Annotated in this window: 11 protein-coding genes; 9 read left to right on the top strand and 2 right to left on the bottom strand. The window is 62.4% G+C overall.

What is annotated here, in order from left to right:
• Positions 1–18 precede the first annotated feature (18 nt).
• Positions 19–3,165: an error-prone DNA polymerase gene (locus JAB1_RS17675; protein ID WP_070281224.1), complete on the top strand. Its 3,147-nt coding sequence runs from the start codon at positions 19–21 to the stop codon at positions 3,163–3,165.
• Positions 3,166–3,204: 39 nt separating this feature from the next.
• The gene (locus tag JAB1_RS28860; protein ID WP_071653369.1) at positions 3,205–3,678 is read left to right on the top strand and encodes a GNAT family N-acetyltransferase; all 474 of its coding nucleotides are present in this window, start codon (positions 3,205–3,207) and stop codon (positions 3,676–3,678) included.
• Here the strand turns inward: JAB1_RS28860 and JAB1_RS17665 are convergent, their stop codons facing one another.
• Positions 3,679–5,088 carry an FAD-linked oxidase C-terminal domain-containing protein gene (locus tag JAB1_RS17665; RefSeq protein ID WP_070281222.1) on the bottom strand — a complete coding sequence of 470 codons (1,410 nt, stop codon included), beginning with the start codon at positions 5,086–5,088 and terminating at the stop codon, positions 3,679–3,681.
• Positions 5,089–5,278: 190 nt separating this feature from the next.
• Here JAB1_RS17665 and JAB1_RS17660 point away from each other — a divergent pair, with 190 nt between their 5' ends.
• From JAB1_RS17660 to JAB1_RS17640, 5 genes are all read left to right on the top strand, one after another.
• Positions 5,279–6,196, top strand: coding sequence for a ChaN family lipoprotein (locus JAB1_RS17660; protein WP_070281220.1), 918 nt, complete (start codon positions 5,279–5,281; stop codon positions 6,194–6,196).
• 141 nt (positions 6,197–6,337) lie between these two features.
• On the top strand, positions 6,338–7,093 hold the full coding sequence (gene exbB, locus JAB1_RS17655) for a tonB-system energizer ExbB (RefSeq protein WP_070281218.1): 756 nt from the start codon (positions 6,338–6,340) through the stop codon (positions 7,091–7,093).
• 3 nt (positions 7,094–7,096) lie between these two features.
• Entirely contained in the window at positions 7,097–7,522 is a 426-nt protein-coding gene (exbD, locus tag JAB1_RS17650) for a TonB system transport protein ExbD (protein ID WP_070281216.1), read from the top strand.
• On the top strand, positions 7,519–8,292 hold the full coding sequence (locus JAB1_RS17645) for an energy transducer TonB (RefSeq protein WP_139144597.1): 774 nt from the start codon (positions 7,519–7,521) through the stop codon (positions 8,290–8,292). Before exbD ends, JAB1_RS17645 begins: the two co-directional genes overlap by 4 nt.
• A gap of 52 nt (positions 8,293–8,344) precedes the next feature.
• On the top strand, positions 8,345–10,609 hold the full coding sequence (locus JAB1_RS17640) for a TonB-dependent receptor (protein ID WP_070281212.1): 2,265 nt from the start codon (positions 8,345–8,347) through the stop codon (positions 10,607–10,609).
• Between the two features lie 138 nt (positions 10,610–10,747).
• On the opposite strand, the gene JAB1_RS17635 is transcribed toward JAB1_RS17640, so the two are convergent.
• A complete protein-coding gene (locus tag JAB1_RS17635; protein ID WP_070260375.1) occupies positions 10,748–11,149 on the bottom strand; it encodes a PRC-barrel domain-containing protein in 402 nt (133 codons plus the stop codon).
• Between the two features lie 246 nt (positions 11,150–11,395).
• Here JAB1_RS17635 and JAB1_RS17630 point away from each other — a divergent pair, with 246 nt between their 5' ends.
• Complete coding sequence (locus JAB1_RS17630; protein ID WP_034783327.1) at positions 11,396–13,048, top strand: CTP synthase; 1,653 nt, start codon at positions 11,396–11,398, stop codon at positions 13,046–13,048.
• Positions 13,049–13,189: 141 nt separating this feature from the next.
• Positions 13,190–14,473, top strand: a complete 1,284-nt coding sequence (eno, locus tag JAB1_RS17625) for a phosphopyruvate hydratase (RefSeq protein ID WP_034750709.1) — start codon at positions 13,190–13,192, stop codon at positions 14,471–14,473.
• Positions 14,474–14,518: the final 45 nt, after the last annotated feature.

Genomic DNA, 14,518 nt, shown 5'->3' with positions numbered 1-14,518 from the left:
ACAGTATTGAGGTGGATCATGTGGGGCGCAGTCTTACCCGAGTATGCTGAGTTGTACTGCCTGAGCAATTTCAGCTTCCTGCATGGGGCCTCGCATGCGGAAGAGCTGGTGGCGCGCGCCGTTCAGCTCGGTTACAAGGGGCTGGCCATTACCGACGAGTGCTCGCTGGCGGGCGTCGTGCGTGCCCATGCGGTGGCCAAACGGGCCGGTTTTCCGTTGATCATCGGTGCGCACTTTCACTTGACGCAGTCCGATGGCAGTCCGGCCCTGTCCTTGCTGGCGCTGGTGCAAGACATCGACGGTTACGGCAACTTGTCGGAACTGATCACCATGGCGCGCACGCGGGCGGCCAAGGGGCGCTATTTGCTGACGCCCGATGATTTCGCCGCGCCATCGCCAGAGTTTGCCCATTTGCGGGGGCTGCCCGGCTGTTTGATGATCTTGCTGCCCAGCTATCCGGCCCAGCCCGAGGCGCTGCGCGCGCAGGGGGCATGGATGGCGGCTACCTTTGGCAGCGAGCGCAGCTGGATAGGCTTGAACCTGCTGCAGCGGGCGCAGGATGACGCGCACCGCAGCGCCGTGCAGGAGGCGGCGCAAGCGCTGGGTTTGTCCGTGGTGGCCGTCGGCCACGTGTGCATGCACGTGCGTTCGCGCAAGCCCCTGCTCGACACGCTGTGCGCGATCCGCGTGGGCAAGCCCGTGAGCGAGTGCGGCTATGCGCTGGCGCAAAACGCGGAGCAGCATCTGCGCGCGCGCTTGCGCCTGGCCAATGTGTATCCGCCGCAGGCGCTGGCGCAAACCCTGCGCATCGCGGACCTGTGCACATTCTCGCTCGACAGTTTGCGCTATGACTATCCCGACGAGCTGGTGCCGCACGGCCACACGCCGGCGACGTATCTGCGCGAAGAAACGTATGCGGGCGCGCGTATCCGCTTTCCGCTGGGCATTCCGGCGAACGTGCAGGAGCAGGTCGAGCAGGAGCTGGAACTGATCGCGGAGCTGTCGTATGAAGCGTACTTTTTGACCGTGTACGACATCGTGCGCTTTGCCCGCTCGCAAAACATCCTGTGCCAGGGCAGGGGCTCGGCCGCCAATTCGGCCGTCTGCTATTGCTTGCACATCACGGAAGTGGACCCGGCGCGCGGCAACTCGCTGGTCGGGCGTTTCATGTCGCGCGAGCGTAACGAGCCGCCCGATATCGACGTCGATTTCGAGCACCAGCGGCGCGAAGAGGTGATTCAATATATCTACGGAAAATATGGCCGAGAGCGGGCCGCGCTGGCGGCCGTGGTGATCAGCTACCGGCCCAAGAGCGCCTTGCGCGACAGCGGCCGGGCGCTGGGGATCGACCTGGCCATCGTGGAAAAGGTGGCCAAGGCGCATCGCTGGTTCGATGGCAAGCGCGATCTGCTCGAGCGCCTGGCCGAATGCGGACTCGACCCGGAAGCGGCATTGTCGCAGCAGTGGGCTGGCCTGGCGCAGCAGTTGCTGGGCTTTCCCCGTCATTTGTCGCAGCATCCGGGCGGCTTTGTCATTGCTCAGGGCAAGTTGTCGCGCCTGGTGCCGATTGAAAACGCGGCCATGGCCGAGCGCAGCGTCATCGAGTGGGACAAGAACGACCTGGAAGAGTTGGGCTTGATGAAGGTCGACGTGCTGGCGCTGGGCATGCTGTCGGCCCTGCGCCGTGCGCTGGAACTGGTGGGGGCGCGGCGCGGCGAGGAATTCCGCCTGCAGGATATTCCCGCGGAAGACCCCGTCACCTACGACATGATGTGCGAGGCGGACACCATCGGCGTGTTCCAGATCGAGTCGCGCGCCCAGATGAGCATGCTGCCGCGCCTGCGTCCCCGGGAATTCTACGACCTCGTCATCGAGGTGGCGCTGGTGCGCCCCGGCCCCATCCAGGGCGGCATGGTGCATCCGTATCTGCAGCGGCGCCAGAAAAAGGAGGCAATCGATTATCCGAAGGGCCTGGAAAAGGCGCTGGGACGCACCCTGGGCATCCCGATCTTCCAGGAGCAGGTAATGCAGGTGGCCATCATCGCGGCCGATTTCACACCCGGCGAAGCGGACCAGTTGCGGCGCGCCATGGCGGCCTGGAAACGCAAGGGCGGCATGAACAATTACAAGAAACGCATCGTCGAAACGATGGTCAAAAATGATTACGATCGGACGTTTGCGGAAGCCATCTTCAGCCAGATCGAGGGCTTTGGCGAATACGGCTTTCCCGAATCGCACGCGGCCAGTTTCGCGCTGCTGACGTACGCCAGTTCCTGGCTGAAATGCCACGAACCGGCCGCCTTTCTGTGCGCCTTGCTCAACAGCCAGCCCATGGGCTTTTACAGTCCCTCGCAACTGGTGCAGGATGCGCGTCGGCATGGTGTGCAAGTGCTGCCCGTCGACGTGGCCATCAGCGGCTGGGAGGCGGAGCTGGAAGAGCAGGGGGGGCGGGGTGTCGCCCCCGCCGTGCGCCTGGGCTTGAACAGCCTGTTCGGCATGCGCGTGGAAGCGGCCCGGCGCATCGAGGATGCGCGCGCCATCGCTGCTTTCGCCGACGTGGCCGACCTGGCCCTCCGTGGCGGCCTGGACCGTCATGATTTGCAGGTGCTCGCCGCCGGCAACGCGCTGCACGCGCTGGCCGGGCACCGGCGCGCGGCGCTGTGGCAGGCGGCCGGCGCCGTGCCCGACAGGGATTTGCTGCGCGCCACCACGCAAGAGGAAGACTTGCCCGTGCTGGCCGCGCCGACGGAAGGCGAGAGCATCGTCAGCGATTACCGCGCGCAAGGCCTGACCCTGGGCCGCCACCCGCTGGCGCTGCTGCGCAAGCAATTGCTGGAGCAGCGTTTCCTGCCCGCGTCCACCTTGATGACTTACACGAGCGGACAGCTGGCGCGCGCCTGCGGCATCGTCACCGTGCGCCAGCGGCCGGGCACGGCCAAGGGCGTCATCTTCATGACACTGGAAGACGAGACGGGCACGGTCAACGTCATCGTCTGGCCCGACCTGGTGGAAAGCCAGCGGCGCGAAGTGCTGAGTGCGCCGCTGCTGGGCGTGTACGGCGTGTGGCAGCGCGAAGGCATCGTGCGCAACCTGGTGGCCAAGCGCCTGGTCGACATGTCGCATTTGCTGGGACGCTTGCGGACCAGCAGCCGCGATTTCTGTTGAGAGTTGCCGGCGGGGAGGAGGCCATGGCATTATTTGAAGATGACAACCTTGCCCGAACCGACACTGCGTCCCGCCCTGGTCGCCGACGCGCCCGCCATCGTCGCCCTGATCGACGACCTGATGCCTTTTTTGACCCTGCACCCGGATGGCGCGGGGGCGGAAAAATTCATCGAACATTGCCGCCAGCCGGCCATCGAAGGCTATCTGTCGCAGACTCGCTATGCCTACCAGCTCGCGCATATCGACGGTGCACTGGCCGGTGTGGTGGCTATGCGCGACAACACGCATCTGTTCCACATGTTCGTGCCGCGCGCCTGGCACCGGCGCGGCATGGCGCGCCGCCTGTGGCAGGCAGCCCGCGATGCGTCGCTGGCCAAAGGCGATGTGACGGCGTTTACCGTCAATTCCTCCCTATACGCCTTGCCCCTGTACACAAGCCTGGGCTTTGTCGCCACGGGGCCGAAGGTGGAGGAGGGCGGTATCGCTTTCGTGCCGATGCGCATGGCAGTATAGTTACCAGCGCACGATCTTCCCCGGATTCATGATGTTCTTCGGATCCAGCGCGTGCTTGAGGGCGCGCATGGTGTCGATCGCGCCTGCACCATGTTCTTCCACGAGGAAGCCCATCTTGTGCATGCCCACGCCGTGCTCGCCCGTGCAGGTGCCGTCCATGCCGATGGCGCGCGTGACCATGTCGCTGTTGACCTTTTCCGCGCGCGCGATATCAGCCGGGTCATCGGGATCGACCAGCATCTGCACGTGGAAATTACCGTCGCCCACGTGGCCGATGATGGCGTAGACGAGCCCCTGCGCTTCGCAATCGGCCTTGGTGGCGAGGATGCATTCGGCCAGGCGCGAAATCGGCACGCAGCAATCGGTGGAAATGGCGCGGCTGCCGGGGCGCAGTTGCAGCAGGGCGAAATACGCATTGTGGCGCGCGGCCCACAGGCGCGAGCGGTCTTCGGGACGGCTGGCCCACTCGAAATCGCTGGCGCCATGCTCCGCCGTGATGGCTTGCACCAGCTGCGCCTGCTCGGCCACGCTGGCCGGCGTGCCGTGAAATTCAAACAGCAATAATGGCTTTTCCGGCAGCGCCATCTTGTCGTAGGCATTGATGGCTTTCACGCCATTTTCATCGAGAAACTCGACCCGCGCCACGGGAATACCCATCTGGATGGTCTGGATCACGGCGCTGACGGCTTCGCCCGTGCCGGGAAACGAGCAGACGGCGGCCGAGATCGCTTCCGGCAGCGGATACAGTTTTACCGTTACTTCCGTGATGATGCCCAGGGTGCCCTCGCTGCCGACGAACAGGCGCGTCAGGTCGTAGCCGGCCGACGATTTTTTCGCCCTGGTACCCGTCTTGATAATGCGCCCATCGGCCGTCACCACGGTCAGGGCCAGCACGTTTTCGCGCATGGTGCCGTAGCGCACGGCGTTCGTGCCCGAGGCGCGCGTGGCGGCCATGCCGCCCAGCGACGCATTGGCGCCCGGGTCGATGGGGAAGAACAGGCCCGTATCGCGGATTTCCTCGTTCAGCTGTTTGCGCGTCACGCCCGCCTGCACGGTGGCCGTCAAGTCTTCGCCATGCACCGCCACCATCTGGTGCATTTGCGACAGATCAATCGTCACGCCGCCATGCAGGGCCAGCACATGGCCTTCGAGCGAAGTGCCGCTGCCGTAGGCGATGATGGGCACGTCGTGCGCGCTGCACAGCTTGACGGCGGCCGCCACTTCCTCGGTGGAATGGGCGAAGATGACGGCGTCCGGCAGCATGGGAGGATAGCTCGACTCGTCGCGGCCATGGTGTTCGCGCATGGCTTGGGTCATGGAAAAGCGGTCGGCAAAGATCAGGGAAAGTACGGCAGCAAGGGATTCTGGCAGCGGTTTTTTCAGTACCGCCAACTGGTCAGTTTGATTCACGCGAGTCCTCCGTTTTTTTTTATTCTACTCCGCGCCCGGGGATTTCACCGAAGCAGCATATTGGTTTTTGCCAGGAGTAAAAAAATCTGTATGGTTCGTCATGCATTGGTTGTAAATGAGAATCATTTCTATTAAAATGCCCGCCAGTAGTTATTTTGCAATGCGTGCTTAGACCCGAAAGGCCATGCCCATGAAATTCTCCCTGTCCATCGCTGCCGTCCTGCCCGCCTGCGTGCTGGCCCTGAGCGCCTGCAGCAGTGTCGCCCCCGTAACTGGCGCGGCCACCGGCGCCGCTGCGACGTCCGCCGCGCAGGATGTGCGCCAGCTGGGCGAGATCGTCGACTTGCGCAGCGGCCAGCGCCTGAGCGCCGAGCAACTGCTGGCCCAGCTGGCCGCTGCGCCGAGGATCATCGTGGGCGAACAGCATGACCAGCTCAGCCATCACCAGATCGAGCAATGGCTGCTGCAGCAACTGCAGGGCCGGCGCCCGCAAGGCAGCGTGCTGCTGGAAATGCTGAACCCGGACCAGCAAGCCAAGGTGGACAAGGTCAAGCCGTGGCTGCAGACGGATCCCGTCGTGCGCCCCGAGCACGTGGCCGAGCTGCTGGCCTGGCAGCCCAGCTGGAAGTGGGAGCAGTATGGCGACCTGGTCATGACCGTGATGCGCGCGCCGTATCCCGTCTGGTCGGCCAACCTGGACCGCAGCGAGATCAAGCAAATGTTTGTCGACAAGCCGGCCGTGCAGGGCAAGCACTCGAACCTGGCCAACGATGGCAAGGTGCATGCCAAGCTGAAAGATATCATCCGCGTCATGCATGACAACCAGATCGACGAACCGCGCCTGGCCGCCATGCTGTCGGTGCAACAGCAGCGCGACCGCCGCATGGCCGAGCGCCTGCTGGCCGCGCCCGCGCCGGCCGTGTTGATCGCCGGCGCCTACCATGCGCACAAGGACCTGGGCGTGCCGCTGCACGTGCAGGACTTGACGGGCGGACCTGCGCCGCTGGTGCTGGTCCTGGCGCAGAAGGGCGCCACGGTGCTGGCGCCGCAGGCGGATTTCGTCTGGTTCACGCCGGTTGCCGCATCCGCCATCGCCAGCGCCAAGTAAGCCGTTTCACTTCCGCCGGGCGGTCAGCCCGGCATTCTCCCCCAGCAAGCTTCCCCGCAGCAGCCAGGTAGTCCGTCCGATTTTTTTGCATGCGCGTGCGCGCCGTTGGCGCAGCCATGCCTGTTACCTGTTGAAGCTCCCATGCGTATCCTCCGTATCAACGCCGCCGCTGGCGGCATGTTTCTTTCCCTGTTCCACGCCACCGCGCAAGCGTCCGCCTTGCCGCACGATATGTCGCCGCTGGGCATGTTTTTCGCCGCCGACCAGGTTGTCAAAAGCGTGCTCATCGGCTTGCTGATTGCCGCGCTGGCCACCTGGGTGGTGTTGCTGGTGAAGGGCGCCAGTTTGCTGCAAGCCCGGCGCGCGGCGGCGCAAGCCGTCGCCATGCTGAAGACGGCCACCTCGCTGCCTGACGCGGCCGCCAAAGTGGAGGGGGCAGGCAGCACTTCGCTGGCGCAGCAGTTGCTCGACGATGTGCAGCAGGAACTGGGTCTGTCGCACGCCAGCGCGCCGGCGGCGGCCCTGAAAGAGCGGGCCGGTTTTCGCCAGGAACAGTTCATTGCGCAGCAGGTGCGCGCCATGACGCAAGGCATCGGCCTGCTCGCCAGCATCGGCGCCGTGGCGCCGTTCGTCGGCCTGTTCGGCACCGTGTGGGGCATCATGAACAGTTTTATCGGCATCGCCGTCAGCCAGAGCACGAATCTGGCAACCGTCGCGCCCGGCATCGCGGAGGCCTTGCTGGCCACCGCCCTGGGCCTGGTGGCGGCGATTCCCGCCGTCGTCATCTATAACGTGCTCAGCCGTGGCATCAACCAGTACAAGGCGCAGTTGCGGGCCGCTTCCGCGCAAGTGCTGCTGATGCTGAGCCGCGACCTCGACACGCGCAAGCAGGCCTGAGCCATGGCCAGCCTCTTTCCTTCCCCGGATGACGACACGGCCGACATGCCAGAGTTGAGCGAGATCAATGTCACGCCCTTCATCGATGTGATGCTGGTGCTGTTGATCATCTTCATGGTGGTCTCGCCGCTGGCCACGGTCGACCTGAAAATCGACTTGCCGGCCGCCACTGCCAAGCCGGAACCGCGCCCCGAAAAGCCCCTGTTCGTTTCCCTGAAAGCGGACCATAGCCTGTATCTGGGCGAGTCGCCCGTGGCGCGCGAGCAGCTGGGCGGTTTGCTTGACGCCCAGACGGGCGGCGACCGCCAACGCCCCCTGTTTTTCCAGGCCGACAAGCAAGCGGCGTATGAAGACGTGCTGGGCGTGATGGATGCCCTGCGCCAGGCCGGTTATCTGAAAGTGGGCCTGGTCGGCCGGGAGGGCCGGTGAATCCGCGCCCTGTATTGAACTGGGGCATCGCCACGGCGCTGGTGGTGGCCGCCGCGCTGGCGTTGCTGCTGTGGGCCAGCTGGCAGCCCGTCGCCGTGGCGCCCGCCAACCCGGCGGCCAGCGTGATGGTGGTATTTGCCGCACAGGCGATGTCGCCGGAAACACAGGTCGCGCATGCCGTGGGCGCGCGCCAGTCGGCTGCCTCCAGCTCGGCCCGGCCGCCAAGGAGCGCCATCCGGCAAGAGGCGTTGCCCGTGCTGGCGCGCGCCGCCGTGCCGGAGATCGTCGCGGCGGAAAAAGAGGAAAAGGCGGCTGCCAGCCCATCGACGGAGCCGGGCAAGGATGTCGCCAAGGAAGCTGCCGTGCCCGCACAGGCCAGCAGCAGCGCCACGCCGGCACCGGCTGCCGTGCGCGGTCCGCAGGCGGCGCCGTTCAATAGCGACACGCTGTCAAGCAGCGCGGCGCCGGCCAGCTGGCAAAGCCGCGTGCTCAGCCATCTGGCCCACTTCAAGCGCTATCCGGGCGATGCGCGCCAGCGCAAGCGGGCTGGCGCCGCCTTGGTGCGCTTCCAGGTGGACCGCGACGGCAAGCTGTTGGCCAGCGAACTGGTCACTTCATCGGGCACGGTGCTGCTCGACCGCGAAGCGCTGCAAGTGCTTGAGCGCGCGCAACCGTTGCCGGCGCCACCCGATAACGTCCTGCACCAGGGCACGGTGACCGTCACCTTGCCCGTCTCGTTCAAGCTGGAGCCAGGACAGGACAAGGCATGAGGATGCCGATTGTTTTTCATTCAAAAATCTATCCATAACAAATCGAGGGTGTATGCATATCAAGACAATGGCGCGAGCCGTGGGCGTCTGCATGGCGTTGCTCGCGCAGCAGGCATGGGCGCAACAGGCGCAGGAAAATGCGGCGGGCAAGGTGGAGTTTTCGCCGCTGAATGTTTCGGGAGAAGCGGTTCCCGTGGAACAGCAGGCGCTGGAAAAACCGGGCGCCGTCAGTGCGCGCGGGCCGGACACGCGCTTGCAGCCCGTCGACCAGATCCTGCGCGGCATGCCGGGCACGTTTACCCAGATCGATCCGGCGCAGGGTGCCGTCAGCGTGAACATCCGCGGCCTGTCCGGCTTTGGCCGGGTCAACACCATGGTCGATGGCGTGACGCAAAATTACTATGGCAGCGCGCCATCGGAAGTGGCGCATGGTAGCGTGCCCAGCAGCCAGTTCGGCGCGCTGATCGATCCGAATTTCATCATCGGCGTGGATGTGTCGCGCGGCAATGCCGTCGGCGGCGACGGCGTCAATGCGCTGGCCGGCAGCGCCAATTTCCGCACCATCGGCGTCGATGACGTCGTCTTCGCCGGGGAAAAAACGGGGGCGCGTACGAAGATGTGGACCGGCAATAACGGCGTGGGCCGCAGCGCCATGCTGGCCGTGGCCATGAAAACCCCGGCCTTCGACGGCGGCAGCGTGGGTTTCATGGCCGCCACCAGCGCGAGCGTGATCGGCAATAACTACAAGAATGCGAAGGGCGTCAACAGCGAGGAATTCGGTTTTGGCTACAACCGCTATTACAAGCAAAAACCCAAGTCGCAACTGCTGAAGCTGGACCTCAAATTGAGCGACTTCCATGCGCTGGAACTGTCGGCGCGCGATTACCGCAGCACGTTTACGCGCCGCGACATCCATAGCGATGACTACTACGTAAAATATCACTACACGCCGTTTTCCGAGTTGATCGATCTCAATGTGGTGGCCAGCAGCAGTCGCGGCAAGCAGAAATACATGCCGGAAGCCCTGATCAATTTCGTCAACACCAGCACGGCCAACCGCGCCGACGCCTTCGATATCAACAACACCAGCAGCTTCAAGCTGGCGGGCGGCGATGCGCTGGTGACCGTGGGCGGCAAGCTGATGCGCAATCAATACAGCAAGCACGTGGAAAGCCTCGTCGATGACCCGGACAACCCGGACGCGAACCTGCAATCGATTGAAAACAATACCTTTGGTCCCGCCGGCAAGCAAAAGATCGACAGCCTGTATGCTGGCCTGCAATATAACCGCGGCATTGTTCAGCTCAATGCGGGGCTGAACTACACGCGTTTCGAATTGACGGGCTACAAGCCGGCTTGCGACGAGCGCGTGAAATGTTTCCCGCAAGGGGCGGCGCATATCGCGCTGAACGAACACGGCATCAATCCGTCGCTGCTGCTGTCGGCCCAGTTCACGCCCTGGTTCCAGCCGTTTGCCAGCGCCGAGCGCACCATGCGCGGCCCGAATCCGCAGGAAGTGTTTTTCTCGAATGACGGCGGGGCGTCGATGAACCCCTTCCTGAAGGGCGAGAAAGCGACGACCTATCAGCTGGGCTTTAATTCCAGCCTGCATGGTTTGCTGAGCAAGAACGATGCGCTGAACTTCAAGGCCCTGTATTTCAAGAGCAAGATCGATGGCTATATCACCAGCCAATCCTTCCTCGTGTGCGATAACGGGCGCAAGTGCAATATATCGGAAGTAATCGCCACGGATTGGGAGACCGTCGATGCGTACGTGACGAATATGTATATCTACATTAACTCGGCCACACCCGTGCATACGCGCGGCTGGGAACTGGAAGCGCAGTACCAGCTGGGGCCTGCCTATGCGCGCCTGTCGTACACGCGTGAAAAGACCAGCCAGCCCACCTCGATCGCCAGCGCGTGGTTTGGCGCGGCCGACATCAGCGAGCTGCCCAGCGTGTACTACAACCTCGACGTGGGCACGCGCCTGCTGGACAACAAGCTGGAAGTGGGCGCCATCCTCAAGCACACGGGCTCGAACCGCCGCCTATCGCCGGATAATGAAGCCGATGAAGCGACGGGCGAAGTGCTCAAGGCCGACAATCCGAAGATCCCGGCCGTGATCGACCTGTATGCGAGTTACCAGGTCAGCAAGAACCTGTTCCTGCGCCTGTCCGTGCAAAACGCCATGAACAAGGATTTCTCGGAAGCGCTGAATCGCCTGAACTCGATGCCATCGCAGTCGCAAGAGAATACGCCGCTGAGTACGGCACGGGGCAGGACGTATGTGGCAGGGCTGGAGTACCGCTTCTAGTTTTTTAGCAAAGCTGCGACGCCTGACAAAACTGTAGCGAGCGGATGTGATTTGTGGCCGAGAAGCGCAGCTGTGCTATAGCACAGTGAGCATCGCCGGCCGCAAAGCGCACCGCGCAGTAAGTTTTGTCAGGTGTTATCAGCGTGGTGTGGTTCCGTAGTAACTATGGATGGAATTGACCCACGTGGTATCGGCCATGTTCGGCCAGTTATCGGTGTCGAAGCCGGGCGCGTTTTCGATGCGTTCCTTGTCGACGTTGAGGGTGAAGCGCTTGTTGACGGTGTCGAGCAGCAGCGCTTCCCACGGCACGGCGAACAGCTTTTCGCCGATGGTGAAGACGCCGCCGTGCGACATGACGGCGTAGGCGATCTTGCCGCTGCGCATGTCGATCATGATTTCCTTGATTTCGCCCAGATGTTCATCCTTGGCGTTGTGCACATGGTCGCCGATCAGGGTGTCTGCACCCATCAGTTCAGGGCCGGGGCCTTTGTGGCCGCGGTTGACATACATGCCGTAGGCGTCGCGTTCTTCGTAGCTCATGATGTACCTCCGTTGAAAAATTCCAGTCTGGACGTATGCCGTGGCAGGGTCTGTTCGGTCTCCCACACAAAATATGGAATTGGAAATATTTCAATTATTGTTATTGGGTAATTTTGTTGTGCGTAGACAGCAGGAGGGGGAGGGATAGTCGTCATTTGGCGCAAATTTCCACGCGTGGGGAGCGACGCAGGCGGGCTTTAGTGTATAATTTCAATTTCCCGCACGTGCCGTTCGGCACCATCTGCAATGACCAAATTTGTCTTCGTCACTGGTGGCGTTGTGTCTTCCCTTGGAAAAGGGATTGCCGCCGCCTCCCTCGCCGCGATCCTCGAATCGCGCGGCCTTAAAGTCACCATGCTCAAGCTCGACCCGTATATCAACGTCGATCCTGGCACGATGAGCCCTATGCAGCACGGTGAAGTATTCGTCACCGATGACGGGGCCGAAACCGACCTCGACCTCGGTCACTACGAGCGCTTCATCTCCACCCGCATGAAAAAGGTGAATAACTTCACCACTGGCCAGATCTATGAATCGGTGATCCGCAAGGAACGCCGGGGCGAATATCTGGGCAAGACCGTGCAGGTGATTCCGCATATCACCAATGAAATCCAGGATTACATCCGCCGTGGCGCCGAAGGCTACGACGTGGCCCTGTGCGAAATCGGCGGCACCGTCGGCGATATCGAATCGCTGCCATTCCTGGAAGCGGCGCGTCAGCTGAGCCTGCGCGCCGGCCGCAAGAACACGGCTTTCGTCCACCTGACCCTGGTGCCTTACATCGCCTCGGCCGGTGAACTGAAAACCAAGCCGACCCAGCACTCGGTGCAAAAGCTGCGCGAAATCGGCATCTTGCCAAACGCGCTGCTGTGCCGCGCCGACCGCGCCATCCCGGAAGACGAGCGCGCGAAAATCTCGCTGTTCTCGAACATCGAGGAAGACGCCGTTATTTCCGTGTGGGATGTCGACACCATCTACAAAGTGCCGCAAATGCTGCACGACCAGGGCCTCGACAAGATCATCTGCGACGCGCTGGACCTCGATCCGGCACCGGCCGACCTGTCGATCTGGAGCAAGCTGATCTACACGATGGAGCACCCGAAGGCGGAAATCACCGTCGGCATGGTCGGCAAGTATGTCGAGCTGACCGAGTCGTACAAGTCGCTGATCGAAGCGCTGCGCCACGCCGGCATCCACACGGAAAGCCGCGTCAACATCGAGTACATCGATTCGGAAGAAATCGAAACGACCGGTTGCGACAACCTGGGCAAGTACGATGCCATCCTGGTACCGGGCGGCTTCGGCAAGCGCGGCGTGGAAGGCAAGATCAAGGCGGCCCAGTTCGCCCGTGAAAACAAGATCCCTTACCTGGGCATCTGCCTGGGCATGCAAGTGGCCCTGATCGAATACGCGCGCAACAAGGCAGGCATGCCAAACGCGAATTCGACCGAGTTCGACCTTGATACGGATCAACCTGTCGTTGCACTGATCAATGAGTGGCAAAACCACGATGGTAAAGTCGAGTTGCGCGATGAAAACTCGGACCTGGGCGGTACCATGCGCCTGGGCGCGCAGACCTGCGCCGTCAATCCGGGCACCCTCGCCGCCGAGATCTACGGCAGCGTGGTGACCGAGCGTCACCGCCATCGCTACGAAGCCAATAATCACTACCTGGCCCGTGTCGAAGCGGCTGGCCTGATCGTGTCAGCCCGTACGCCGAGCGAAGATTTGTGCGAAATCATGGAATTGCCACGCACGGGTGAGAATGCCCACCCATGGTATATGGGCGTGCAATACCATCCTGAGTTCAAGTCGACGCCACGCACCGGCCATCCGTTGTTTACCTCGTTCATCAAGGCAGCGCTGGCGCACAAGGAAGCCAACGCCGTCGCTGAATAACGCCGGTCGATAGCGACAGTATTACCTGTAAGACAGCTCCCGGCCTGATAGTCTCCGCCGGGAGTTTCTTTGCCCACTTTGTGCAATTGCGCATCAGAACGCAGTGTGCAGCCCCTGTTACGCTTAACTTTGGAGAATGACATGAGTGCTATTGTTGATATTATCGGTCGCGAAATCCTGGACTCGCGCGGTAACCCGACCGTCGAATGCGATGTGTTGCTGGAATCGGGCGTGATGGGCCGTGCGGCCGTGCCGTCGGGTGCCTCGACCGGTTCGCGCGAAGCCGTGGAATTGCGCGATGGCGACGCCAAGCGCTACTTCGGCAAGGGCGTGCTGCAAGCATGCGAAAACATCAATACCGAAATCTCCGAAGCCATCATGGGCCTGGACGCCAATGAACAGGCTTTCCTGGACCGTACCCTGATCGATCTGGACGGCACGGAAAACAAATCGCGCCTGGGCGCCAACGCCATCCTGGCCGTCTCGATGGCTGTCGCCAAGGCTGCCGCTGAAGAAGCGGGCTTGCCGCTGTACCGCTATTTCGGCGGTTCGGGCGCCATGCAGATGCCAGTGCCGATGATGAACGTCATCAACGGCGGCGCGCACGCCGACAACAACCTGGACATCCAGGAATTCATGATCATTCCCGTGGGCGCCCCGTCGTTCAAGGAAGCCGTCCGCTACGGCGCGGAAGTATTCCACACGCTGAAAAAGATCCTGCACAAGAAGGGCCTGAACACCAACGTGGGCGACGAAGGCGGTTTCGCGCCATCGCTGGCCAACCATGAAGAAGCCATCAAGCTGATCATCCAGGCCATCGAAGAAGCGGGCTACGAGCCAGGCACGCAGATCGCCATCGGCCTCGATTGCGCCGCGTCCGAGTTCTACAAGAACGGCAAGTATGAAATGGAAGGCGAAGGCCTGAGCCTGACGGCCACCGAATTCACCAACCTGCTGGCGACCTGGTGCGACAAGTACCCGATCATCTCGATCGAAGACGCGATGCATGAAGGCGACTGGGACGGCTGGGCGATCCTGACGGCGGAACTGGGCAAGAAAGTGCAACTGGTCGGCGACGACCTGTACGTCACCAACACCAAGATCCTGAAAGAAGGCATCTCGAAAGGTATCGCCAACTCGATCCTGATCAAGATCAACCAGATCGGCACCCTGACGGAAACCTTCGCCGCCATCGAAATGGCCAAGCGCGCCGGTTACACGGCCGTCATTTCGCACCGCTCGGGCGAAACGGAAGACTCGACCATCGCCGATATCGCTGTTGCCACGAACGCCCTGCAGATCAAGACCGGCTCGATGTCGCGTTCGGACCGCATGGCCAAGTACAACCAGCTGCTGCGTATCGAGGAAGACCTGGGCGACATCGCCAGCTACCCTGGCCGCGATGCGTTCTATAATCTGAAGTAAGCTGATGTAAAACCCACTGGCCGGCCGGAGATGTTCCGGCCGGTT

The sequence above is a fragment of the Janthinobacterium sp. MP5059B genome (genome assembly GCF_001758645.1).
Taxonomy (GTDB): domain Bacteria; phylum Pseudomonadota; class Gammaproteobacteria; order Burkholderiales; family Burkholderiaceae_D; genus Janthinobacterium; species Janthinobacterium lividum.
This window is presented reverse-complemented; position numbering and strand designations above follow the sequence as displayed.